This window comes from Ruegeria sp. AP12, from assembly GCF_056540025.1.
This window is the reverse complement of record NZ_JBQFVZ010000001.1, coordinates 606464-630079: the sequence shown is the minus strand read 5'-3', so window position 1 is coordinate 630079 and position 23616 is coordinate 606464. Positions and strand designations below refer to the sequence as shown.

Sequence of the window (23616 nt, the reverse complement as noted above, 5' to 3'; positions counted from 1 at the left end):
AATATCCCGGGGGTTTGGGGGCTGGCCCCCAATTTCCCCGCAGGTGTCACTTCGCAACCGGTGCCCGCTTCACCAGGCCCAGCTTCTCGCGCACCTCCTGCGGTCCGATCACCCGCGCGCCCATGTTCTCGATGATGGTGCCCGCGCGTTCGACCAACTGCCAGTTCTCAGCCAAGACGCCCTTGTCCAGCCACAGATTGTCCTCAAGCCCGACACGCACATTGCCTCCTGCCAGCACCGTTGCCGCCACATAGGCCATTTGGTTCCGCCCCAGCGAAAAGGCACTGAACGTCCAGTCATCCGGTACATTATTCACCATCGCCATGAACGTGTTCAGATCATCCGGTGCCCCCCACGGAACCCCCATGCACAGTTGCACCAGCGCATTCGGTTCCAGAATCCCTTCCTTCACCAACTGCTTGGCAAACCAAAGATGGCCGGTGTCAAAGGCCTCGACCTCAGGCTTCACGCCCATATCGGTCATCATCTGCCCCATCGCCCGAAGCGCACCGGGGGTGTTGGTCATGACATAGTCAGCCTCGGCAAAGTTCATCGTGCCGCAGTCCAGAGTACAAATCTCCGGCAGACATTCGGCAATATGCGCCACGCGCTCCGAGGCCCCGATCATGTCGGTTCCGGCTTCATTCACCGGGAACGGGCTCTCGACCCCGCCAAACACGATGTCCCCGCCCATACCCGCCGTCAGGTTCAAGACCACATCCACGTCGGCGTCACGGATACGGTCCGTCACCTCGCGATACAGATCCAGCCGACGGCTGGGTGCGCCGGTCTCAGGGTCGCGCACATGGCAATGCACCACCGCCGCACCGGCCTTGGCGGCAGCAATTGCGCTATCGGCAATCTGTTGCGGCGAGCGTGGCACATGCGGGCTGCGATCCTGCGTTCCACCCGAGCCGGTAACAGCGCAGGTAATGAAGACATCGCGGTTCATTTCCAGAGGCATGGTGTTTTCCCCAAGTTATACCCGGTTTCGCCCTGAGTTTTCCCCAGGCTTCTCCCCGGCAATCGATTTGCGTTCACCCCCGACTCTGACGCAGCCTTGGGGAAACACTTGCCAGAATGCGAATCGAACTTGATGAAATCCGCAAAAAACATACTCCAGCCCGAACATCGCGCCCTGAAAACGGCGGTGTTGGTGCTGGATGAATGCAACACGCTCAGCTTCGCCTCGGCGGTTGATCCGATGCGCGCCGCCAACCGTCTGGCGGACCGCCCGGCTTTTGACTGGGACTACGTGACCGCCACAGCGGAACCCGCGATGCTGACCAGCGCGCTGAGCGTCCCCGGCATCCCCTTGGCGCGGCTGCAAAGCTGCGACCTGATGATCGTCGTGGCCGGGTTCCAACTGGCCCGCCACGCCACCCCCAGCCTGCTGGCCGGTCTGCGCCGTATTGCCAGCACGGGTGCCACAATGGCCGGCATTGACGGCGGCCCCTGGTTGCTGGCCGAGGCTGGTCTGCTGGATGGCCACGCGGCCACAACCCACTGGGAAGACCTCGACAACTTCGCGGCCCGCTTCCCCGAGGTAGATGTCCGCCCCGACCGCTTCACAGTATCCGAAAACCGCCTGACATCCGGCGGCGCGATCCCGGCGGTCGAGATGATGTTGCACATCATCGCCGCGCGTCACGGCGCAGGCTTTGCCGCGCGCGTCTCGGGCCTGTTCCTGTACGAAGGCGCGCCGGAACCCACCAAACCGCAAAGCCGCACCGGTGCCCCGCACCGCCACTCTGCGCTTACGGCCAAAGCGAACAGCCTGATGGAATCCGCGCTCGACGACCCCCTGCCGCTCGCCTATATCGCCGACCGTCTGGGCACCAGCCCGCGCACGCTGCAACAGCAGTTCCGCCTGCGCCTCAACACCACACCGCAAGACCACTACCTGCAACTGCGCCTGGCCGAGGCCCGCCGTCTGGTCACCGACACCGACATTCCGCTGATGGATGTGGCACTGGCCACCGGATTCACCTCACAATCCAGCTTCGCCCGCGCCTTCCGCACCGCCCACGGCCAATCTGCGCGCGACCTGAGGCAAGAGCGCGCGCACCCCACCCATCACTGACCGGATCCGCTTCATCTGGCCAAAAATACCTCGGGGGAGTCGCCAAAGGCGACGGGGGCAGAGCCCCCTAAAATGGCATCGGATGCGCGCGATGCGCATGTCCAATGTCCTTCAGAACCTCAGCCGAAAGCTGCAGATCCTTCCCTGCGATGATATGTTCCAACTGCGCTACCGAAGTCGCACCGAAAATGGCCGACATCATGAAGGGACGCGTCCGGCACCATGCCAGCGCCATATGGGTGGGGTCCAGACCATGCGCCGAGGCAACTTCAAGATAGGCTGCCACCGCATCAAACACCCGGTCCGACTTGCGCCCGCCCATCTCGGCCGAGATCGACATGCGCGACCCCTCGGGCACCGCGCCGCCCTGGTACTTGCCGGTCAAAAACCCTGCCGCCAAAGGCGAAAACGCCATCAGGCCCACGTCTTCATGAACGCTCAGCTCGGCCATGTCGGTGTCGAAATGCCGACACAGCAACGAATACTCATTCTGCACCGACGCGACCCGAGGCGCGCCCATCTGTTCGGACAGGCGCAGCCACTGCGCGATGCCCCAGGCGCTTTCATTCGACAGGCCGAAGGCGCGGATGTTGCCTTTGTCGACCTGCGCCTGCAGGGCCTCAAGGCACTCCTGCATGTTGTCCAGAACCTCGTTGGTGTTGTGACCCGACGGGGAGTAATTCCAGTTCTGCCGAAACATATAGCTGCCGCGATTGGGCCAATGAAACTGATAGAGGTCGATATATTCAGTCTGCAACCGCCGCAGAGAGCCTTCGATTGCCTCAGGGATGGTCTGCGCCGAGATCGGCGCGCCGTCGCGCACGTAAGACATGCCCGACCCCGAATGCTTGGTGGCCAGAACATAATCGCCCCGGCGTGCCGCGTTGGCCGCGTTCCAGTTGCCCAGAATCTCCTCGGTCCGCCCGATGGTTTCCTTCGAGACCGGATTCACCGGATACATCTCGGCGGCATCGACGAAATTGATCCCTGCCCCCAGCGCCAGATCCATCTGCGCATGCGCATCCGCCTCGGACGTCTGCGTCCCGAAGGTCATCGTTCCCAGACACAGATCAGAGACCATGATGCCGGTACGACCCAATGGCTTCATTTCCATCCGTCACCCTCCTGAAATTTGCGACAGCCGCGCGTTACGCCTCGGCTTTCTTTTCCCAACGGCCCGATTCTTCGGACCAGTACTGTGCCGAACACCCCGCGCCGGTCAGGGCTTTCCACTGTCCGCGCGCATGGTTAACGGCCTGTTCGTCATTGCCATCAAACAGGATGCAGACCCGATCCAACGCGGCAACCTCGTCCGGTTCCACCGCCGCCCCATCCACCGACATAACGCAGGTGGCGTCATTTGCCGCCTGCATCTCCGAGGTCAGCAGGATCGGCTGCATCGCATCATGCGGCCCGCCTGCGCGGCCATGGGGCAGGAACGTTTCCTCCGGCCCCAGCCACAGCTTTTCATCCAGCCAGTCCAGCCGGGCGGGATCGGTGCCCCGCACGGCAATCCGCCACCCGGCTTGACGCGCTTTGTCCAGCAGCACCGGCAAAGTGTGCTCCAGCGGCCTCTGGGTCAGGTGGTAGAAATAGACGGCCGCCATGGTTTACTCGAAATTGTCCTGCACAAAGCGGCTGAGCGCACGGACACCCCAACCAGTGGCCCCCTTGGGCGCGTAGGAGGTCTCGGACGCGACCGAGGCCACCCCGGCAATGTCCAGATGAATCCACGGCGTGTCATCCTTGACGAACCGTTGCAGGAACTGCGCCGCCGTGATCGAGCCTGCGGGCCGTCCGCCCACATTCTTCATATCGGCAATGCGGGATTTCAATTGCTTGTCATAAGCCTCACCCAGCGGCATCCGCCATGCGCCCTCATCCTCGGCCTGCGCCGATTTCAGGAAGGCATCGCAGAACGTGTCATTGTTCGAGAAGACACCGGCATTTTCGTGCCCAAGCCCGATGATGATCGCGCCGGTCAGGGTTGCCAGATCGATCATGCCCACCGGTTCGAACCGTTCCTGCGCGTACCACATCACGTCGCACAGCACCAAACGCCCTTCGGCATCGGTGTTGATGATCTCGACCGTGTCGCCCTTCATCGATTTGACCACATCGCCGGGACGCGTCGCGTTGCCCGAGGGCATGTTCTCAACCAGCCCGACAAGCCCGACCACATTGGCCTTGGCCTTGCGTTTGACCAGCGCCCGCATGGTGCCCGCAACAACACCCGCACCGCCCATATCCATGGTCATGTCTTCCATGCCACCAGCCGGTTTCAGCGAGATACCACCGGTATCAAACACCACGCCCTTGCCGACCAGCGCCAGAGGCGCATCGTCCTTGTCACCGCCATTCCACTGCATGACGACCACTTTCGACGGGCTGTCCGAGCCCTGCCCGACGCTCAGCAATGTGCGCATGCCCAGTTCGGCCAGCTTGTCCTCGTCCAGCACTTCGACCTCAAGACCCAGCTCGGCCATCTCGGCCAAACGATCCGCGAATTCGGTGGTGGTCAGCACATTTGCGGGTTCGTTGGTCAGGTCGCGGGTCATCCGCACACCATCGGCGACCGCGTACATCGGCGCAAAGGCGGCTTCGACCTCGTCCGGTTTGTTATGGCTGATCGTGACCGGCCCCGGCGCGTCGCTGTCCTTGGACTTGTGCGCGTCGAAATCATAGCAACGCAGGGCAATGCCCATCGCCAGATCCTCGGTCCGGGACAGATTTCCGGCCATGACCAGCAAAGGTTGGTTATCCGACAGCTTGGCCAGCTTGGCCCCGGCCTTTCGCGCCTCATCTGCATCAGGGCGGCGCGGCAGGATCAGGATATCCAGCGCCTCGGCCGCCATTCCGCTTGGCCAGGCCAGCGACACCACATCCCCGACATTCACCTTTTCAAACCGGTCGCTTTCCAGCAGCCGCGCCACGGCGCCGCGCGTCAGGCGATTGGCGCGTTTGGCCGCCGGGCTCAGCTTTCGGTCCGCGGGAATGACGACGACGACACGCCCCTCGGCCTGTGCCATCGCGTCCACGTCGAAGGCCTGAAACTGGATGGGGACTAGACTGCTCATTGCGCGCTCCTCAAAATCTGTTCCCCAAGACCTAGCCCGCGTCGCCCGGCTTGACCAGATAGCAGTTTTCCCCGACCACCAATTGCATTAAAGTCCTGAAAAAATATTCGGCAGGCTCGAGGGGAGACGACAGTGGCACTAAACGGCAGGCACACGCCGTCGCGCATGACCATATGCGGGACAGGCCTTGGCCAGACTGCCTGCGATGTAAGCCCAGCGGGGCTGTGCCCGTGATACTGGACCGCTACTTCGCCCGCCGCTTTTTGCAAAGCTTTCTGGTCATCGGCGGCATCTTTCTGACCCTGATGATTCTGATCGACCTGATCGAACAGGTGCGTCGGTTCAACGAGGTTGACCTGTCCTTTGGCCGCTTGTTGCAACTGACCTTGTTGAACACGCCCGCCGCGATCAGCGAAATGCTGCCCCTGCTGGTGATCCTGGCCACTATCGCGCTGTTCGTGGGGCTGGCGCGCACCTCTGAACTTGTGGTGACGCGGGCCACGGGTCGGTCCGGCATCCGGGCGCTGGTGGCCCCTGTCCTGCTGGCGCTGATCATCGGTGCGCTTGCCGTGACCTTGCTGAATCCGATCGCAGCAGCCACCTCCGAGGAATATCAGCGCCTGTCCGATTCCTACCGCAACAACGGCAGTTCCGCCCTGTCGATCAGCAGCGAAGGCCTGTGGCTGCGTCAAAGCACCGACACAGGTCAGGCCGTGATCCACGCCCGAGGCACGTCGAACGGGGATGAGTTGCGCCTGCGTGATGTCACCATCGTCTCGTTCGATCCCGACGGCAAACCGACCCAACAGATCGTTGCAGACCGTGCCCGGCTGATCGATGGAAGCTGGGTTCTGATGCAGGCCAAGGTCTGGAACTTTGAGGACGGCCAGAACCCCGAACTGAACGCGGTCGAGCATGACCGGCTGGACCTGCCCACTTCGCTGACCCGTCAGCGCATTCTGGACACTTTGGGCCAACAGGACTCCGTTTCTGTGTACGACCTGCCGCAGCTTATCAAGGATCTGCGCGAGGCCGGATTCTCGACCAAGCAGTACGAGGTCTGGCTGCAAGTCCAACTGGCGCGCCCCTTCTTTCTGGTGTCGATGGTTCTGATCGGAGCCGCATTTACCATGCGCCACGTGCGTTTCGGTGGAACCGGTGTGGCGGTTCTGACGGCGGTTCTGTTGGGCTTTGCCATCTATTTCGTACGCAATTTTGCGCAAATTCTTGGGGAAAACGGTCAATTGCCCATCTACGTCGCTGCCTGGGCCCCGCCCGTTGCCGCCATATTCCTGTCACTTGGCCTGTTGCTGCATGCGGAGGACGGGTAATGCCGCGCCTCGTATCTGCGCTGCTGGCAGGTGTCCTAGTCTTTGCAGCCCCGACCACCGGGTTGAAGGCGCAAACCGCGCCTGGACCCGCGCCTGCGGATGGAGCGGCGCAGCAGGAACAGCCCGCCTTGCTGGTGGCCGACAAAATCTTCATCACGCCCGAGCGAAAGCTGGTCGCCGAAGGCAATGTCGAGGCGTTTCAGGGCGATGTGAAACTGACCGCCCAACGAGTCACTTTCGATCAGGAAACCGGGCAGCTTGTCCTTGAAGGTCCGATCCGCATCGATCAGGCCGGACAGACCACGCTGCTGGCGGATTCGGGCGAGTTGGATGAAGGTATTCAAAACGGCCTGTTGATCGGCGCGCGGATGGTGTTTGACCAACAGGTCCAGATCGCCTCGGTTCAGGCCAATCGGGCGGCGGGGCGCTATACGCAGTTCAGCAAGGTCTCGGCCACGTCTTGTCATGTCTGCGCAAATGGCAGACCGCCTCTGTGGCAGATCAGGGCGCGCAAGGTAATCCACGACCAGCTCGAACGACAGTTGTATTTCGAAGGCGCTCAGCTTCGGGTGCTGGATTTCCCGGTGTTCTATTTCCCCTATCTGCGCCTGCCGGATCCGACACTTGACCGGGCAACCGGGTTTCTGGTGCCATCGATCCGCAGCACCTCGCAACTGGGGACCGGCGTGCAGGTGCCGTATTTCTTCAAAATCGGCGATCATAAGGACCTGACGCTGACGCCTTATGTGTCGGCCCAGACCAAAACGCTGGGATATCGCTATCGTCAGGCCTTCAAGAACGGCCGCATTCAGATCGAAGGCGCGTTTACCCGTGATGATGTGCAACCGGATCAGGATCGCGGCTATTTGTTCGCCAACGGTTTCTTCAACCTCAAGAACGACTACCGGCTGAGCTTCAATCTGCGCACCACATCCGATGACGCCTATCTCGCCGATTACGGCCTGCCGGATTTCGACCGCCTGCGCAGCGAAATCGCGCTGACCCGGATCAAACGCGACACCGCGTTCCGCACCAGTTTCATCCATTACAAGACCCTGCGCGACAGCGAGGATCAGGATGAGATCCCCTCGCGTGTGTTCGATCTGAACTATGAAAGGCGCTATTTCCCCAATGCCATCGGCGGTGAAGTGCGGCTGGGCTTTATCACCCACGCCCATGAACGCACCAGCGACGAGGATATTGTTGGGCGTGACATTGCACGTGCAACCTTTGACGCCGAGTGGCTGCGCAGCTGGACCTTTGCCACAGGGCTTCGGGCCGACGTGCAGCTGGGCACATCGGTGGATACGTTCGACATCCGCAATGACAGCGCGTTCCCGGATCAGGTCACACGTGCAACGCCACGCGCGGCACTGACCCTGCGCTATCCGATGACCCGCCGGGAACAATCCGGCGCGACCCAGTTTCTGGAACCGATCGCGCAATTCGGCTGGACCGATGTGTCCGATACCGATGTGCCCAATGACGAAAGCACGTTTCAGGAATTCGATCAGGGCAACCTTCTGTCCCTGTCCCGCTTCCCGGCAGAAGACCAGCGCGAGGATGGGGCCACCGCCGTCTTTGGCGTGAACTGGGCGCGATACAAGGCGAACGGCTGGCAGGCGCTGGCCACCGTGGGTCAGGTCTTTCGCAGCGAAGCCGACCCGAATTTCAACCTGACCTCGGGCCTACAGGGCACAACCTCTGATCTGCTGCTGGCCGGTCAGATCAATACAGCCAACGGTTGGTCGCTGGCCGGGCGTGGGCTGATCGATGGTGATTTCAGCTTTACCAAGGCCGAGCTGCGCGGCGGCTGGACCGGAGAAGGCAGTGCGATCACCGGCAGCTATGTCTGGCAAGAAGCGGATCCCGCCGAAAACCTGGATGACGAGATTTCGGAAATCTGGCTGCGCGGGCGCTACCGGGTTGACGAAAACTGGCTGACCCGCGCCTCGGCCCGCTATGATCTTGCCGCCTCGGAACCCATTCGTCTGGGGCTGGGCGTGACTTATCAGAACGAGTGCGTGCAAGTTAACATGTCCGTAAGCAGGCGCTTTACATCGACAACAACTATTGAGCCTTCGACCGAATTCGGGTTTACCCTTTCGCTGACAGGATATGCCGTTGAAGGCGGCGGAAAGACATACAAGAGAAAATGCAGTTGATTACAGGTTTCGTCAGGTTTCTCCGTTCCGGTTGCTCCAAACCGGTTACTTTGGCATTGGCAGCAGCCATCTTGGCCTTGTCCGCCCCTCAGTCGGGCGCCCAAAGCCTGTTCTCACCCGCGATCCGCGTCAATCAGGACATCGTCACCTGGTACGAACTGGAACAGCGGATCCAGTTTCTGAACGTTCTGGGCATCCCCGGCGGCACCGAGGCCGAGGTCCGGCAGGCCCTGATCGATGAACGTCTGCGCAAACAAGCCATGCGTGAGGCCGGAATTCAGGCCGCCCCCGAAGACGTGCAGGTCGGCATCGACGAATTCGCCGCGCGCGGCCAACTCAGCACCGATCAGTTCCTGCAATTGCTGGACGATGCAGGCGTTGACCCCGAAACGGTACGCGATTTCGTGGCCGATCAGTTGGCCTGGCGCGATTATATCAGCGCGCGTTTTCTGTCTCAGGCCCGCCCCACCGAAGACGAGATCAACCGCGCCCTTGGTCAGGGCGGCGGTGGCGGCCTTCAGGTCCTGCTGTCCGAGATCATCATTCCGGTGAACCAGCAAACCCTGGCACAAACCGAGTTGTTGGCCGAAGAAATCTCGCGCCTGCAAGGGTTTGACGCGTTTTCCTCAGCCGCCGCGCAATACTCGGCAGCTGCCACCCGCAACAATGGCGGACGGCTGGACTGGCTGAACATCACCAACCTGCCACCTGCGCTGCAACCCTTGATTCTGGGACTGGAAAACGGTGAGATCACCGAGCCCGTGGGCCTGCCCAACGCCATCGCGCTGTTCCAGATGCGCGGTATTCGCGAGGTCTCGACCGGCGCACCCCGATATTCGAAAATCGACTACGCGATCTACTACCTGCCCGGCGGGCGCAGCGGTGACACGCTGGCCCAGGCTGCCCGCCTGCGCGAGGATATCGACACTTGCGACGACCTGTACGGCATCGCCAAGGACCAACCCGCCGAGGTGCTGGAACGGATCGAGGCCGCGCCATCGGAAATCCCGCAGGATGTTGCCGTGGAACTGGCTAAGCTGGACCGCAACGAGGTGTCTACGGCGCTGACCCGCAACAATGGGCAAACGCTGATGTTCCTGATGCTGTGCAACCGCACCCGCGATCTGGGTGAAGATACCTCGCGCGTTGATGTCGCCAACGCCCTGACCCAGCAACGCCTGCAAGCCTTTGCCGAAAGCCTGCTGGAACAGCTGCGCGCCGACGCATCCATAACCGAGCAATGACAGCCCCCATCGCGCTCAGCTGCGGTGATCCGGCAGGCATCGGCCCCGAAATCGCTGCCAAGGCATGGGCTGAGTTGCGTGGCACCTGCCCGTTTTTCCTTATCGGCGATGCATCCCACCTGCCTGCGGGCACACCAACCCAACACATCGCAGACCCGGCCGAAGCTATTCAGATCAGCCCAAACGCGCTGCCGGTACTGCATCTGGACTTCCCGGCCCAAAACACACCCGGACAGCCCGACCCCGCCAGCGCCCCAAGCGTGATCGACGCGATCGAACGTGGCGTGGCGCTGGTGCAATCTGGCGCGGCCTCGGCGCTCTGCACCGCGCCGATCCACAAAAAGGCCCTGATCGACGGGGCCGGGTTTGCCTATCCGGGCCATACCGAGTTTCTGGCCGCACTGGCGGGGCGACAGCGCGTTGTGATGATGCTGGCCAGCGCGCAGTTGCGGGTTGTTCCCGCCACCATTCACATCCCCCTGTCACGGGTGCCACAGGAACTGACGCCCGATCTGCTGACCGAAACAATCGCGCTGACCGCCGACGGGCTGCGCCGCCAATTCGGCATCGCGCATCCAAGGATCGCTATTGCGGGGCTGAATCCCCATGCCGGTGAAGGCGGCAAGATGGGCACCGAGGAGTTGGATTGGATCGCGCCCCTGATCGCCGGTCTGGACAGCAAGGATTGCTCCGTCACCGGCCCGCATCCGGCAGACACGCTGTTCCACGCCGCCGCCCGCGCCCGCTATGACGCGGCCATCGCCATGTATCACGACCAGGCCCTGATCCCGATCAAGACGCTGGATTTCGACCGAGGCGTCAACGTGACGCTCGGCCTACCCTTCATCCGAACATCCCCCGACCACGGCACCGCGCTGGACATTGCCGGACAAGGCATCGCCAACCCCACCAGCCTGATCGAGGCCCTGAAACTCGCCCAACAGATGGCACAAACCCCTTGATCCTTCACCTGGCTGAAAATATCCCCGCCGGAGGCAAAAAATCTCTGGCGCTCCCCCATCAACCCGCGCCACGGTAACCGGATCATGAGCGCTATCGACACCCTCCCCCCCCTGCGCGAGGTCATCGCGACCCACCAGCTGTCGGCCCGCAAATCGCTGGGCCAGAACTTTCTGCTGGACCTCAACCTGACCGCCAAGATCGCACGTCAGGCCGGGGATCTGACGCAATGCGACGTTCTGGAAATCGGCCCCGGCCCCGGCGGCCTGACGCGGGGGCTGCTTTCGGAAGGTGCGCGCAAGGTTGTGGCAGTGGAAAAAGACACCCGCTGCATCGCCGCCCTGAACGACATCGCTGCGGCCTATCCGGGCCAGCTAGAGGTGATCAACGGCGACGCGCTGGAAATCAACCCGCTGGAACATCTGACGCCACCGATCCGCGTCGCCGCCAACCTGCCCTATAACGTGGGCACCGAGCTTCTGGTCCGCTGGCTGACCCCGCCCAAATGGCCGCCCTTCTGGCAAAGCCTGACCCTGATGTTCCAGCGCGAGGTCGCCGAGCGCATCGTCGCCCAACCCGGCAGCAAGGCCTATGGCCGCCTTGCCATTCTCGCCCAATGGCGGGCCGAGTCGCGCATCGCCATGTCACTGCCCCCCGGCGCATTTACGCCCCCGCCCAAAGTCTCCAGCGCCGTGGTCCACCTGACTGCCCTGCCCGAGCCGCGCTATCCGGCCGATGCAGCCACGCTGTCGCGCGTTGTGGCCGCCGCCTTCAACCAACGCCGCAAGATGCTGCGCGCCTCGCTGAAAGGCGTGGCCCCCGACATCGAGGACCGCTTGATCGCAGCCGGGATCAAACCCACAGAACGCGCCGAACAAGTCCCGCTTGAAGGTTTTTGTGCGCTGGCGCGCCAAATTACGAACCGCTGAGCAAAAAAGCCCCGGACAGTGTCCGGGGCTTTTTGAATTCGTCTATCGGGATTTACTCAGCCGCTTCCGGGGTATCCCCATCCGTTTTGGGCGCACCCTCTGACGCAGGCGCGGCCTTGGGCTTGCGGGCACGCGGTTTGCGGGCGGGTTTTTCTTTTTTCTCGGGCGCTTCAGCCGTTTGGGCGTCGCCTTTGCTTTCCGGTGTTTCGACCAACCCGCTTTCAGGCGCCGACGCCTCGGGCGAGAAATCCATCACATCGGGTTGTGGTGCCTCGGCCGGGTCGGCCTGACGGGCGGCTTCGCGTTCCTGCCGTTCGGCGCGTTCGCGGTCACGCTCAGCCTGACGCTCGCGGTTCTGGCGCTCCTGCTCTTCGCGGCGGGCTTCGATCTCGCGCTGTGCCTCGCTCAGCATCCGCAGATAATGTTCCGCGTGCTGCTGAAAGTTCTCGGCTGCGACACGGTCGTTTGACAACTGAGCGTCGCGGGCAAGCTGGTTGTATTTGTCAATGATCTGCTGCGGCGTGCCACGTACCTTGCCCTCGGGGCCCGAGCTGTCAAAAACACGGTTCACGACGTTACCGCCGGAAGGACGATTGCGGTTGTTCTTGGCCCGCGAGCGGGATTTGGAAGATCTCATCTTACTTTACGTCAGCCTTGTCATTCGCTGTCGACCAACCCGTGTTCTGCACTGCTCTGCGGCGTTTGCCATGACGGGAAGTCAACTTTTTTGGGCTTGGCGTCAGGGGTGCGCTGCAACAGCGTCAACCTCGCCGACTAATCCTGAGTAAACATGTCCTGCCCCGGCAGACAAGAGGATTCTCGGATATTTCGCAGCTTTTTTACCTAAACCGGCGTTTTTCGGCCTCATACTGTTGATTTCAAGCAGGCAGACGTGCGCCCACTACGCGGTCACGCCCGTCCAGATCCGGGATCACGCGGATATCCGCCAGACCAGAGGCGTCAAACAACGCGGCAACCTGCGTGGCCTGTGTAGGGCCGATTTCAACCAGAATGCGCCCGCCAGGCAGCAGAAAATCCGGCGCATCGGCGGCCAGATGGCGGTAGGCGTTAAGCCCGTCGCCCTCATCTGTCAGGGCCATCCGGGGTTCATGCTCGCGCACTTCCGGGGACAGGTCCGGCATTTCCGTCAGCGCAATGTATGGCGGGTTCGAGACGATCAGGTCGAACTTGCCCTCGACCACCTCGAACCAGTCCGAGCGCAGCACTTCGGCACGCGCCTGCACATTGTGCTGCACTGCATTGGCGCTGGTTTGCAGGCAGGCGGCCTCGCTCAGATCCACGCCCACCCCGCTTGCGCTGGTGCGTTCAGCCAATAATGTGATCAGGATACAGCCCGAGCCGACACCAAGATCCAGCACATGGTCGAACGGCTCGCTCAGCGCGGCTTCGATCAGCGCTTCGGTCTCGGGGCGCGGGTCAAGAACGTCGCGGCTGACATGGAACCGGCGACCGTAGAATTCGCGCTCGCCCAGAAGATGCGAGACTGGCACCCGGATGGCGCGCAGCGAGATCAACTGGTCGTAACGCTCGGCAATATCGGGCGGCAGTTCTTCGGGTGCGATCAGGGTTACGCGGCTGGCTTCGATCCGCGCCGCATGGGCCAGCAGGACCCGCGCGTCCCGTGCCGGATCATCCACGCCCGCAGCCCTCAGGCGCGCCGTGGCGGCCACCATGGCCTGTGCCGCTGTTTGCACCCCGGTCATTGCGCCATCTCGGCCAGCAGCCGGGCCTGCTCGTCAGCGGTCAGCGCGTCGATCACCTCATCCAGATCGCCCTGCATCACCTGATCCAGCTTATAGAGCGTCAGGTTGATGCGGTGATCCGTCATGCGGCCTTGCGGGAAGTTATAGGTTCTGATCCGTTCCGACCGGTCGCCCGACCCCACTTGACTGGCCCGATCCGCCGAGCGTTCGCTGTCGATCCGCTGCCGTTCCAGATCATAAAGCCGCGTTTTCAGCACCTGCATCGCGATCTCGCGGTTGCGGTGCTGCGACTTCTCGGAACTGGTCACCACAAGGCCTGTCGGCAAGTGGGTGATCCGCACCGCCGAGTCGGTCGTGTTCACGTGCTGCCCACCCGCGCCCGAACTGCGCATCGTGTCGATGCGGATGTCGCCCGCGTCGATCTGGATGTCCACATCTTCAGCCTCGGGCAAAACCGCCACCGTCGCCGCCGAGGTGTGAATACGCCCGCCGCTTTCGGTTTCGGGCACCCGCTGGACGCGGTGCACGCCGGATTCGTATTTCATCCGGGCAAAGACATTGTCGCCTTTGATGTGGGCCACAACTTCTTTGACGCCCCCAAGATCCGAGGCCTGTTCCTCGATAATCTCGAACCGCCAGCCGCGACTTTCCGCATAGCGCTGGTACATTCGCAGCAGGTCCCCCGCAAACAACGCGGCCTCGTCCCCGCCGGTGCCGGGTCGGATTTCCAGCATCGCCGGGCGGGCGTCCGCCTCGTCCTTGGGCAGCAAGGCCAGTTGCAGCGCATGTTCGGCCTGCGGAATCTGCGCCTGCAATTCCGGGATTTCTTCCTCGGCCAGTTCCTTCATGTCCGGGTCGGACAGCATCGCCTCGGCCTCGGACAGATCGGCAACCAGCTGACGCCACGCCATGATCTGGTCAACCACCGGCTTGAGGTCCGAATACTCCTTGGCCAGAGCCGCAATATCCCCGCCCGAGGCGCCATCGGCCATGGCCGCTTCGAGGTATTGGAATCGCTGGGTTATCTGCTCAAGGCGTTCTTCGGGGATCATCCCGGCGGTGTCTCTTAATCCGGGGCTTTGGTCAAGGGCTAGCCTTGTGCTAAGATTCCGCCCATGAAACGGTTCGTTCTTGGATTCCTGCTGTGTGCCTCGCCTGTTATGGCGGATGTGACCGGCCCGAATGGCAAGGTTCAGGACTGTTATTGCACCGACAAAACCGGCACGCGCGTTGAACTGGGTGAGATGATCTGCCTGCAGGTCGATGGCCGCATGTTCATGGCGCAATGCCAGATGTCGCTGAACGTGCCCATGTGGCGCGAGGTGCAGGAAGGGTGCTTGTCGTCTGGTTTGCCGTCCGACTGGCCGGATCTGGAACCTGCGCCCGACACCGCCGAGTCCTAAGCGACACCTGCGGCGTCACATCTGCCCCAACCACCCATCAACCCGCGCCTTGTTCACTCCAAAATCCTTGCGGCCAAAGCGCAAACGCCCGTGGATGCGCAGGACATCCCCATCCTGTTGGACCGTCGTGTAGTCCGGGAAGCCGATCACCTTGGTGCGGGTGATATAGGTGATCATCCCATCTCCAACCGATCCGGCCAGAACCGTGGTGCGCGGTGCCGCCCTTGCGATCGCATCCAGACGCGCCAGGCCATCCGGACCCGCCTCAACCACGCGCAAAACGCCGCCCTGCAAGTCACGATCCGCATCGGCCTGAGGGGCCACGTGCCAGCGCTTTGGGTCTGACGGTGCCAATCGGATATACGCCGCCATCCCAACGGCCAGAAAAAGAAGCAAACCAAGGGCTATCTTCATCACCTACCTCAACCTTTTCCCGTCAGCCTATCCCGATCCGCCACCGGAACAAGGTGCCCCGTACGGCTTTACCGCGACGTCACGCCGGGCAGGATGCACAACAGCTCGAACAGCAGGTTCGCCGCCGTCAGCGCCGTGTTGCCCGACGGGTCGTAAGGCGGAGAGACCTCGACCAGATCACAGCCCACCACATTCACCCCCTGCAAGGCGTGGATCAGTTGCAGCGCCTGCGGGGTGGTCAATCCACCGATCTCGGGCGTGCCGGTGCCGGGGGCGTAGGCGGGATCGAGGCTGTCGATGTCATAGGTGATGTAAACCGGGTGATCCTCGACCGTCTTGCGGATTTGCGAGCCGATCTGGGTCAGGTTCTGTTGCCACAACTCCCACGCCGGAAACTGGCGAAAGCCCCAGTCTTTGGCCTCGGTAAAGTCGGTGGCGGCGTAGCCCGAGCCGCGAATGCCGATCTGAAAGGTCTTGTCGGGGACAATCAGCCCCTCTTCATAGGCGCGACGGAAGACGGTGCCGTGGGTTTCCTTCTCACCAAACATCTCATCGTTCACATCCGCATGGGCGTCTACATGGACCAGGGCCACCGGCCCGTGTTTGGCCGCAATCGCCCGCAGGATCGGCAAAGTGATCGAGTGATCCCCGCCCATCGCCACCGGGATCACGTTCTTCGCCAGAATACCGTCATAGCTGTCCTTGATGATCTTTAGGCTTTCGGACAGCGAGAAGGTGTTGATTGCAAGATCGCCAATATCGGCAATCTGCAAACTGTCGAACGGGGCAGCAGATGTGGCCATGTTATAGGGCCGGATCATCGCGCTTTCGCTGCGGATCTGCTTGGGGCCAAACCGGGTGCCCGAGCGCCAGGACGTGCCGATATCCATCGGAATCCCCAGCAGCGCAACGTCCAGCCCCGCCAGCGAGGTCGCCTGCGGCAAACGCATAAAGGTGTTCGGCCCGGAAAACCGCGCCAGATCATTGCCGCTGATCGGTTGATTATACTCAGTCATGCGCGTTTGGTTCCCACTCCATCAAATCACGTCCCTCAGCACATACCGGAGGTATGGCTAACCATTGGTTAACGCCCGAGGGGTCGCGTTTACGTTTTGCCAGCCATCAGGCGTTTCCACCCCAGCAGGCAGATGATCTGCGTGGCCACATGCGCCCCGGCAATCGCGGTTGCTCCGGATGTATCGAAAGGCGGCGAAACCTCGACCACATCGCCGCCCTTGATGTTGATCCCAGCTATGTCCCGCAGGATGATCTGCGTTTGAATCGAGCTCAGGCCACCCCAGACCGGCGTCCCCGTGCCGGGGGCAAAGGCCGGGTCCAGACCGTCAATATCAAAGCTCAGGTAGACGGGATTGTCGCCCAGAATGCCCTTGATCTTCTGCGCCACGGCGGCGGGGCCGGATTCGTAAACCTCGCGCGCGTCGATGATGTTGACGCCCAACGTGTCCTCGTTATGGGTGCGAATACCCACCTGGACCGAGCGTTTGGGGTCCACGATCCCTGATTTCACCGCCTTGTAGAACATCGTCCCGTGATCCACGCGCGACATATCATCGTCGGCCCATGTGTCGGTATGCGCATCGAATTGCAGCAGAGACATCGGCCCGAATTTCTCGGCATAGGCTTTGAGGATCGGAAAGCTGATATAGTGATCCCCGCCCAGCGTGACCGAGGCCACATCGGCGGCCAGAATAGTCCGGATATGATCGGTTAGCGTGTCCGGAAAGGCCGGGATATTGGCGTAGTCATAGGCCATGTCGCCATAGTCAACGATGGCCAGCTCGCTGAGTGCATCAAAGGGCCAGCCATACGGCGCATCGGGCGATTGCAGGGCGCTGGCCTCGCGGATCGCACGCGGCCCCAGACGTGTGCCGGGGCGGTTGGTCACGGCCTGATCGAACGGCACCCCGGTCACGGCGATGTCCACGCCCTTCAGCTCTTTGGTGTAAAGCCGCCGCAGGAACGAGGTCGCGCCGCCGAATGTGTTCTCATAGGACAACCCCTTGAGATCGGGGTTGGTAAAGGCCTCGTCTACCTGATGCTTAGCGTCTTCCAGTGCCATACCTGCCCCCCATCAGCCCAGCGGCTGGGCCTTTTCGACGATCCGCGCGAAGAACGATGCGCCCACCGGCGCGATCTCGTCGTTGAAGTTGTATTTCGGGTGATGCAGGCCCGCGCCCTCGCCCTGTCCCAAGAACAGATACGCGCCGGGGCGTTTCTGCAGCATGTACGAGAAATCCTCGGCCCCCATCTCACGCCCGGTATTTGCGGTGACCCTGTCGGGTCCTGCAACGTCCCGCGCAACCTCGGCCGCAAAACCCGCCTTGTCGGCATCATTGATCGTTGCGGGATAGCTGACGACATAATCCAGCCGTGCCTCGACCCCGTACGAGGCCGCCTGCCCCTGCACGATCTGCTCCATCCGCTGCATCACCATTTTCTGAACGGCAGGGTCGAATGTGCGGACGGTGCCGTTGATGTAGGCCGTATCGGGGATCACGTTGTTGACCGTCCCGGTGTGGATCTGCGTGACCGAAACGACCAGATCGTCCAAGGCATAGTGGTTCCGGCTGACAATCGTCTGAATCGCCTGCGCAATGGCGCAGGCGGCCATGACCGGGTCGCGGGTCTCATGCGGCATCGCGCCGTGGCCGCCGACGCCCTGGATATGCACCTCGAACGTATCGACCGCTGCCATGATCGGACCGGGCGTGGTGTAGAACGCGCCTTCGGCAAAGCCCGGCGCGTTGTGCAGCGCGTAGACCTGAGCGATGTCGAACTGGTCCATGATGCCTTCCTGAACCATGACATTGGCCCCGCCGCCCTCTTCCTCGGCGGGCTGGAAAATCAGCGCCACACGGCCGCGGAAGTTTCGCGTCTCGGCCAGATAGCGCGCAGCACCCAGCAGCATCGTGGTATGCCCGTCATGGCCGCAGGCGTGCATCTTGCCGGGGTGTTTCGAGGCATAGTCAACGCCGGTTTCCTCGGTGATCGGCAGCGCATCCATGTCGGCGCGCAGGCCAATGGTCGGCCCCTCACCCTGCCCGTTGATGATCGCGACCATCCCGGTTTTCGCAATACCTTCGTGCAGTTCATCCACACCGAACTCGCGCAACCGCTCGGCCACAAAGGCGGCGGTTTCAAAGCACTCGAACTCCAGTTCGGGGATCGTGTGCAAATGCTGGCGCCATGCGGCCATGTCGGCTGAGAAATCGGCAATTCGGTTGACGACGGGCATCTGGGGTGGACTCCTGATCGGGACTGCGGAATGGATGCATCTGACACCGGAACGAAAGGGTTCGCAATGGCCGAAAATCCTCTGATCCACGACAGCGATGCGGGTATCGAACGTTTGCTGGAAATCATGCGCCGCCTGCGCGACCCGGATTCAGGCTGTCCGTGGGACATCGAACAGGATTTTTCGACGATTGCCCCCTATACCATCGAAGAGGCCTATGAGGTTGCCGACGCCATCGAACGTGAGGCCTATGATGAGCTACAAGGAGAGCTGGGCGATCTGCTGTTCCAGTCCGTCTTTCACGCCCAGATGGCCGAAGAAGCCGGGCATTTCACCTTTCAGGACGTGGTGCGCACCATGTCGGACAAGATGGTCGACCGCCATCCGCATGTGTTCGGCGACGAACCCCGCGACAAATCGGCTGAACAGCAGACGCGCGACTGGGAAACCATCAAAGCGGCTGAGCGTGCGGGAAAGGAACAGAAAGGCGCGCTGGACGGTGTCGCCGCCAACCTGCCTGCCCTGCTGCGCGCACATAAGCTACAAAAACGCGCCGCCCGCGTGGGGTTTGACTGGCCCGATGCCAGCCACGTGCTGGCCAAGATCACCGAAGAAGCTGCCGAACTGGAAGAGGCGCGCAACAGCAAGGACGCCGATGCGCTTGAGGATGAGTTCGGCGATCTGCTGTTCGTGATGGTCAATCTGGGCCGTCATCTGGGCATCGAGCCCGAAGCCGCCCTGCGCCGCACCAACGCCAAGTTCACCCGCCGGTTCGAACAGGTTGAGGCACGGCTGGCTGCCCGAGGCAAAACGCCGTCTCAAAGCGATCTGGCCGAGATGGATGCGCTGTGGGATGAGGTCAAGATCGAGGAACACCGCGCCAACGGCAAACTCCCGCCTGTGGACGCACCGACCGGGGCCTGAAACCGCTGGACAAGTGTGGTGACACTTGCGAGTGTCCGCGCTTCAAGACCCCGGAGGCACAGCATGGCACCGCGCAAGATCATCATCGACACCGACCCGGGACAGGACGATGCCGTCGCCATCCTGCTGGCGCTGGCCAGCCCCGAAGAGATCCAGGTTCTGGGCATCACCGCCGTCGCCGGAAACGTCCCGCTGGCGCTGACGGCCAAGAACGCCCGCATAGTGTGCGAGTTGGCCGGGCATACTCATATCCCGGTCTATGCCGGGTGCGACCGCCCGCTGAACCGCCCGCTGATCACCGCCGAGCATGTGCATGGCAAAACCGGGCTGGATGGCCCTGTATTGCCGGATCCCGAGATGCCGCTGGCCGAGGGCCACGCGGTCGATTTCATCATCGACACCCTGCGCGCGCAGGATCCGGGAACGGTTACGCTGTGTCCGTTGGGACCGCTGACAAACATTGCCACAGCGTTCCAGAAAGCGCCCGAGATCATCGACCGGGTGCAGGAAATCGTGCTGATGGGCGGAGCCTATTTTGAAGTCGGCAACATCACTCCGGCTGCGGAATTCAACATTTATGTCGACCCCGAAGCTGCTGAAATTGTGTTCAAATCCGGCGCTCATATCGTGGTCATGCCGCTGGACGTAACCCATGACGCCCTGGTCACGCCCCATCGCAACGATGCGTTCCGGGCGCTGGACAGCAAGGTTGGCCATGCGGTTGCCGAAATGACCGATTTCTTCGAACGCTTTGACAAGGAAAAATACGGCTCGGAAGGCGCACCGCTGCACGACCCTTGCGTGACGGCCTATCTGATCCGGCCAGACCTGTTCTCGGGCCGCCACATCAATGTTGAGATCGAAACCCAGTCAGAGCTGACGCTGGGCATGACCGTTGCCGACTGGTGGCGGGTCACGGATCGTGCGCCGAACGCGATGTTCATGGGTGATGTCGACGCCGAAGGATTTTTCGACTTGCTGACAGAAAGGCTGGCCCGCCTATGAGCGCCGCACTGAGACTTGCCCGCCCCGAGGATCTGGATCGCCTGATGGGTCTGGTCACTGCTTTCCACACCGAGGCACAGATCGCGCAGGATGCCGACCAACGACGCGAGGCGTTGCTGCCTTTGTTGGAAGGTATCCCGCATGGCTGCATCTATCTGATCGGTCCGGGCCGCGCGCCATTGGGCTACATTATCCTGACCTTCGGCTGGTCGGTCGAGTTCGGCGGCATGGACGGCTTTGTCGACGAGATCTACATCCGCCCTGCCGTCCGGGGCCGTGGCATCGCAACCGAAGTGCTGTTGGACTTGCCCAAAGCGCTGGCCGAGGCCGGGCTGACTGCCCTGCATCTGGAAGTCGATCGCACCAATGAAACGGCGCAAAAGCTGTATCTGCGCACGGGCTTCAAACCGCGTGAGCGCTACATGTTGATGAGCAAGCCGCTCTAGCGGGATTCCCCACGGAAAATCAGACCCGGATTGTACATCTCTTGAACCGGGTCATCCTGAGAGATCTCTGCCCCCGTAATCGGATAGGTTCCGGGCTCGGTGCAGGCAGATAAAACGCCAGCAGAAATCACTGAAAGAACAAGAAGGAATCTTGAAGCAGACATCGCGTCCCCCTTTCTGTAATATGTTAAGGATTACCGCGATTATTGTACCTCATATAGGAACAAGTTCACATATGAGCATGTTATTGTCAGTTTTTTCGCATCAAAATGGTGAAAAATCAGATGTTTTTGACTTGCCAAGGCTCTTTGTCGCCACCTCGTTCCCACCCACCCGGTGCCGTCGGTTTCACCTGAAATTTGGATTTTAGCAGGCAGCCCTGATAAGCTGTTTTACATGCGCTTCGGCTGCTCGGTGCGCTTTTGATGATGTCATGCCCACATTTGCGCGTGCGCATTCTCCATTTGAGTTCGCACGGCAGCAAAGGCTGAAGCCATCCATGCGGTTTTTGGGGAAGCCAAAGTAAGACTTGGAACGAATCTCGCTTTGGTATCCTGTATCCGCATTTAGATTAAGAGGTAAGTTAATATGAAATCAGTCTATTTTTCTCTTTCGGCACTGTGCCTGGCGGCCTTGGTAGGATGCGGAGAAACCGTTCCTATCGCAGATGAAACCGGCGGTCGTGAATTGAAACCCCCGCGTGAAGGCATCCGTGTCGGATCTTTGTACTACGTTCGCGAAAACCCCACCAACGACCTGACCCGCCCTGCCAACCTGGAAAGCCTGTGTTTCTTTGACTTGCCTTTGTCCGATGTGACGCTTGAAGCGGACCAGCGCGTCGCTGATATCGACCTTCTGAAAAAGCTCGAAGCGTCCGGTGAGTTGGGTGGGATAGAAACCAAATTCGCCTCGGCCGGGCTGAGTGGCGGCATTGATCGCTACTATTCCTACAAGCTGACCAATGCCAGGAAATCATCCGTGACACTGCAGGACGCATCCCGGTTGTTCAATGAACAGGGCGACGGGCCCAAATGCAGTGGCTGGCGGGAAAATGTCGGGCAGTTTGACTGGGCGGCCTATCAGATTCAGTCGGTGATTTCCGGGGACATCGTCTTTGCGCGCAAGTCGACCTCGAACGCGTCAGGCGATTTGTCGGCGGCCCTTGAAGTGCTGGAACCCGAGCTGGTTGCCGAACTCAGCAAGGAAAATTCGGCGGGTGTAACGGGAACCGGGCTGGTCGTCAGCTTCGTTCCGATCAGCCGACAGTAATGTGGCCGACCCCGCAGCGGTTTGCGCCGCCACGGGGTCAACCCTGTTCTTTTAACGTTTCAGGATCGACGCGCCCGCGTATTCCGCGACCTCACCCAGCGATTCCTCGATGCGGATCAGCTGGTTGTACTTGGCCAACCGGTCCGAGCGAGCCAGCGAGCCGGTCTTGATTTGACCGCAATTGGTTGCCACCGCCAGATCGGCAATGGTGGCGTCCTCGGTCTCGCCCGAGCGGTGCGACATCACGTTGGTATAGCGCGCGCGATGGGCCATATCTACGGCACGCAGCGTCTCGGTCAGCGACCCGATCTGGTTGACCTTGACCAGCATCGAGTTGGCACAACCACGCTCGATCCCTTCGGCCAGACGCGCGGGGTTGGTCACGAACAGGTCGTCGCCCACCAGTTGCACCTTGTCGCCGATGGCGTCGGTCAGGGCTTTCCAGCCGTCCCAGTCATCCTCGGACATACCGTCTTCGATCGAGATGATCGGATAGTCGTTGACCAATGCGGCCAGATAGGCCGCGTTTTCGTCGGATGACAGCGAGATCCCCTCGCCCGCCAGAACATACTTGCCGTCCTTGAAGTATTCGGTCGCCGCACAATCCAGCGCCAGTTGGATTTCCTCACCCGGCTTGTAGCCTGCCTTTTCGATGGACTTCAGGATGAAATCCAGCGCCTCACGGGTGCTTGCGATATTCGGGGCAAAACCGCCCTCGTCGCCCACACCAGTCGCCAGACCCGCGGCAGACAGCTCTTTCTTCAGCGTGTGGAACACTTCGGAGCCCATGCGCACGGCTTCGCGGATATTCGTGGCCGAGGTCGGCATGATCATGAATTCCTGAATGTCGATGGGGTTGTCGGCGTGTTCACCGCCGTTGATGATGTTCATCATCGGCACCGGCAGAACACGGGCCGAGGTGCCGCCGACATAGCGGTACAAAGGTTGCGTGGTGAAATCTGCCGCCGCCTTGGCGGTTGCCAGCGAGACACCCAGAATGGCGTTGGCCCCCAGACGGCCTTTGTTCTCGGTCCCGTCCAGTTCGATCATGGCCTGATCGATGGCGACCTGTTCGGTGGCGTCAAAGCCAACCAGTTCTTCGGCAATCTCACCGTTCACCGCGGCAACAGCTTCCAGCACGCCCTTGCCCAGATAACGCGCCTTGTCGCCGTCGCGCTTTTCCACTGCCTCATAGGCGCCGGTCGATGCGCCCGAAGGCACGGCAGCGCGGCCCATGGTGCCGTCTTCCAGAATCACGTCCACCTCAACGGTCGGATTGCCCCGGCTGTCCAGAATTTCGCGTGCGTGGATGTCGATGATGGTGCTCATGAGGCCCGTCCCTGTGGCTGCGTTCAGTTGCACGCCTCTTAGCATCACAGGGCAAAA

23 protein-coding genes are annotated in these 23616 nt (G+C 61.5%); 11 read left to right on the top strand and 12 right to left on the bottom strand.

Translation table 11 applies throughout. From position 1 onward, the window contains the following. Positions 1 to 46 precede the first annotated feature (46 nt). A complete protein-coding gene (bcoG, locus tag ACR0E6_RS03200) occupies positions 47 to 964 on the bottom strand; it encodes a 3-dehydrocarnitine:acetyl-CoA trimethylamine transferase BcoG (RefSeq protein WP_170450158.1) in 918 nt (305 codons plus the stop codon). Between the two features lie 132 nt (positions 965 to 1096). Between bcoG and ACR0E6_RS03195 the strand changes: the two genes are divergently transcribed. Continuing rightward, positions 1097 to 2083, top strand: a complete 987-nt coding sequence (locus ACR0E6_RS03195) for a GlxA family transcriptional regulator (RefSeq protein ID WP_480580879.1) — start codon at positions 1097 to 1099, stop codon at positions 2081 to 2083. Positions 2084 to 2150: 67 nt separating this feature from the next. On the opposite strand, the gene ACR0E6_RS03190 is transcribed toward ACR0E6_RS03195, so the two are convergent. The 3 genes from ACR0E6_RS03190 to ACR0E6_RS03180 are packed head-to-tail and all read right to left on the bottom strand — an operon-like array spanning position 2151 to position 5160. Further along, the gene (locus tag ACR0E6_RS03190; RefSeq protein ID WP_480580877.1) at positions 2151 to 3197 is read right to left on the bottom strand and encodes an aldo/keto reductase; all 1047 of its coding nucleotides are present in this window, start codon (positions 3195 to 3197) and stop codon (positions 2151 to 2153) included. Between the two features lie 34 nt (positions 3198 to 3231). Further along, the gene (locus ACR0E6_RS03185; RefSeq protein WP_480580875.1) at positions 3232 to 3690 is read right to left on the bottom strand and encodes a DNA polymerase III subunit chi; all 459 of its coding nucleotides are present in this window, start codon (positions 3688 to 3690) and stop codon (positions 3232 to 3234) included. A 3-nt stretch (positions 3691 to 3693) separates the two neighbouring features. Further along, positions 3694 to 5160 (bottom strand): leucyl aminopeptidase, encoded by a 1467-nt coding sequence (locus ACR0E6_RS03180; protein WP_480580873.1) that lies wholly within the window; start codon positions 5158 to 5160, stop codon positions 3694 to 3696. Positions 5161 to 5390: 230 nt separating this feature from the next. On the opposite strand from ACR0E6_RS03180, the gene lptG reads away from it, so the two are divergent. From lptG to rsmA, 5 genes are all read left to right on the top strand, one after another. Then, a complete protein-coding gene (gene lptG / locus ACR0E6_RS03175; protein WP_170453017.1) occupies positions 5391 to 6491 on the top strand; it encodes an LPS export ABC transporter permease LptG in 1101 nt (366 codons plus the stop codon). Continuing rightward, on the top strand, positions 6491 to 8656 hold the full coding sequence (locus ACR0E6_RS03170; protein WP_480580871.1) for an LPS-assembly protein LptD: 2166 nt from the start codon (positions 6491 to 6493) through the stop codon (positions 8654 to 8656). The genes lptG and ACR0E6_RS03170 overlap by 1 nt, the downstream gene beginning before the upstream one ends. Continuing rightward, positions 8647 to 9900 carry a peptidylprolyl isomerase gene (locus tag ACR0E6_RS03165; RefSeq protein WP_480580869.1) on the top strand — a complete coding sequence of 418 codons (1254 nt, stop codon included), beginning with the start codon at positions 8647 to 8649 and terminating at the stop codon, positions 9898 to 9900. The genes ACR0E6_RS03170 and ACR0E6_RS03165 overlap by 10 nt, the downstream gene beginning before the upstream one ends. Further along, entirely contained in the window at positions 9897 to 10862 is a 966-nt protein-coding gene (pdxA, locus tag ACR0E6_RS03160; RefSeq protein ID WP_480580867.1) for a 4-hydroxythreonine-4-phosphate dehydrogenase PdxA, read from the top strand. Before ACR0E6_RS03165 ends, pdxA begins: the two co-directional genes overlap by 4 nt. Positions 10863 to 10946: 84 nt before the next feature. Beyond that, positions 10947 to 11789: a 16S rRNA (adenine(1518)-N(6)/adenine(1519)-N(6))-dimethyltransferase RsmA gene (rsmA, locus tag ACR0E6_RS03155; protein ID WP_480580865.1), complete on the top strand. Its 843-nt coding sequence runs from the start codon at positions 10947 to 10949 to the stop codon at positions 11787 to 11789. Positions 11790 to 11841: 52 nt separating this feature from the next. On the opposite strand, the gene ACR0E6_RS03150 is transcribed toward rsmA, so the two are convergent. The 3 genes from ACR0E6_RS03150 to prfA all read right to left on the bottom strand — a co-directional run bounded on the left by ACR0E6_RS03150 (position 11842) and on the right by prfA (position 14565). Continuing rightward, positions 11842 to 12426 carry a DUF4167 domain-containing protein gene (locus ACR0E6_RS03150; RefSeq protein ID WP_170450140.1) on the bottom strand — a complete coding sequence of 195 codons (585 nt, stop codon included), beginning with the start codon at positions 12424 to 12426 and terminating at the stop codon, positions 11842 to 11844. Positions 12427 to 12667: 241 nt separating this feature from the next. Next, the gene (gene prmC, locus ACR0E6_RS03145; RefSeq protein WP_480580863.1) at positions 12668 to 13513 is read right to left on the bottom strand and encodes a peptide chain release factor N(5)-glutamine methyltransferase; all 846 of its coding nucleotides are present in this window, start codon (positions 13511 to 13513) and stop codon (positions 12668 to 12670) included. After that, positions 13510 to 14565 (bottom strand): peptide chain release factor 1, encoded by a 1056-nt coding sequence (prfA, locus tag ACR0E6_RS03140; RefSeq protein WP_480580861.1) that lies wholly within the window; start codon positions 14563 to 14565, stop codon positions 13510 to 13512. The genes prmC and prfA overlap by 4 nt, the downstream gene beginning before the upstream one ends. A 63-nt stretch (positions 14566 to 14628) precedes the next feature. On the opposite strand from prfA, the gene ACR0E6_RS03135 reads away from it, so the two are divergent. Continuing rightward, complete coding sequence (locus tag ACR0E6_RS03135) at positions 14629 to 14916, top strand: hypothetical protein (RefSeq protein WP_480580859.1); 288 nt, start codon at positions 14629 to 14631, stop codon at positions 14914 to 14916. Between the two features lie 15 nt (positions 14917 to 14931). Here ACR0E6_RS03135 and ACR0E6_RS03130 read toward each other — a convergent pair whose 3' ends face one another. From ACR0E6_RS03130 to ACR0E6_RS03115, 4 genes are all read right to left on the bottom strand, one after another. Continuing rightward, on the bottom strand, positions 14932 to 15330 hold the full coding sequence (locus ACR0E6_RS03130) for a DUF1499 domain-containing protein (protein WP_170621924.1): 399 nt from the start codon (positions 15328 to 15330) through the stop codon (positions 14932 to 14934). 68 nt (positions 15331 to 15398) lie between these two features. Beyond that, positions 15399 to 16346, bottom strand: a complete 948-nt coding sequence (speB, locus tag ACR0E6_RS03125; protein ID WP_480580857.1) for an agmatinase — start codon at positions 16344 to 16346, stop codon at positions 15399 to 15401. 89 nt (positions 16347 to 16435) lie between these two features. Next, positions 16436 to 17410 (bottom strand): agmatinase, encoded by a 975-nt coding sequence (gene speB / locus ACR0E6_RS03120; protein WP_170621926.1) that lies wholly within the window; start codon positions 17408 to 17410, stop codon positions 16436 to 16438. Positions 17411 to 17422: 12 nt separating this feature from the next. Next, positions 17423 to 18586: a M20 aminoacylase family protein gene (locus ACR0E6_RS03115; RefSeq protein WP_480580855.1), complete on the bottom strand. Its 1164-nt coding sequence runs from the start codon at positions 18584 to 18586 to the stop codon at positions 17423 to 17425. Positions 18587 to 18652: 66 nt separating this feature from the next. Here ACR0E6_RS03115 and mazG point away from each other — a divergent pair, with 66 nt between their 5' ends. From mazG to ACR0E6_RS03095, 4 genes are all read left to right on the top strand, one after another. Further along, the gene (gene mazG / locus ACR0E6_RS03110) at positions 18653 to 19510 is read left to right on the top strand and encodes a nucleoside triphosphate pyrophosphohydrolase (protein ID WP_480582204.1); all 858 of its coding nucleotides are present in this window, start codon (positions 18653 to 18655) and stop codon (positions 19508 to 19510) included. Positions 19511 to 19573: 63 nt separating this feature from the next. Further along, positions 19574 to 20515, top strand: a complete 942-nt coding sequence (locus ACR0E6_RS03105; RefSeq protein ID WP_170519118.1) for a nucleoside hydrolase — start codon at positions 19574 to 19576, stop codon at positions 20513 to 20515. Further along, a complete protein-coding gene (locus tag ACR0E6_RS03100; protein ID WP_170450121.1) occupies positions 20512 to 20961 on the top strand; it encodes a GNAT family N-acetyltransferase in 450 nt (149 codons plus the stop codon). Before ACR0E6_RS03105 ends, ACR0E6_RS03100 begins: the two co-directional genes overlap by 4 nt. Positions 20962 to 21549: 588 nt before the next feature. Continuing rightward, positions 21550 to 22230 carry a hypothetical protein gene (locus ACR0E6_RS03095; RefSeq protein ID WP_170519121.1) on the top strand — a complete coding sequence of 227 codons (681 nt, stop codon included), beginning with the start codon at positions 21550 to 21552 and terminating at the stop codon, positions 22228 to 22230. A 51-nt stretch (positions 22231 to 22281) separates the two neighbouring features. Here the strand turns inward: ACR0E6_RS03095 and eno are convergent, their stop codons facing one another. Continuing rightward, a complete protein-coding gene (gene eno / locus ACR0E6_RS03090; RefSeq protein ID WP_480580852.1) occupies positions 22282 to 23559 on the bottom strand; it encodes a phosphopyruvate hydratase in 1278 nt (425 codons plus the stop codon). Between the last annotated feature and the right edge of the window lie 57 nt (positions 23560 to 23616).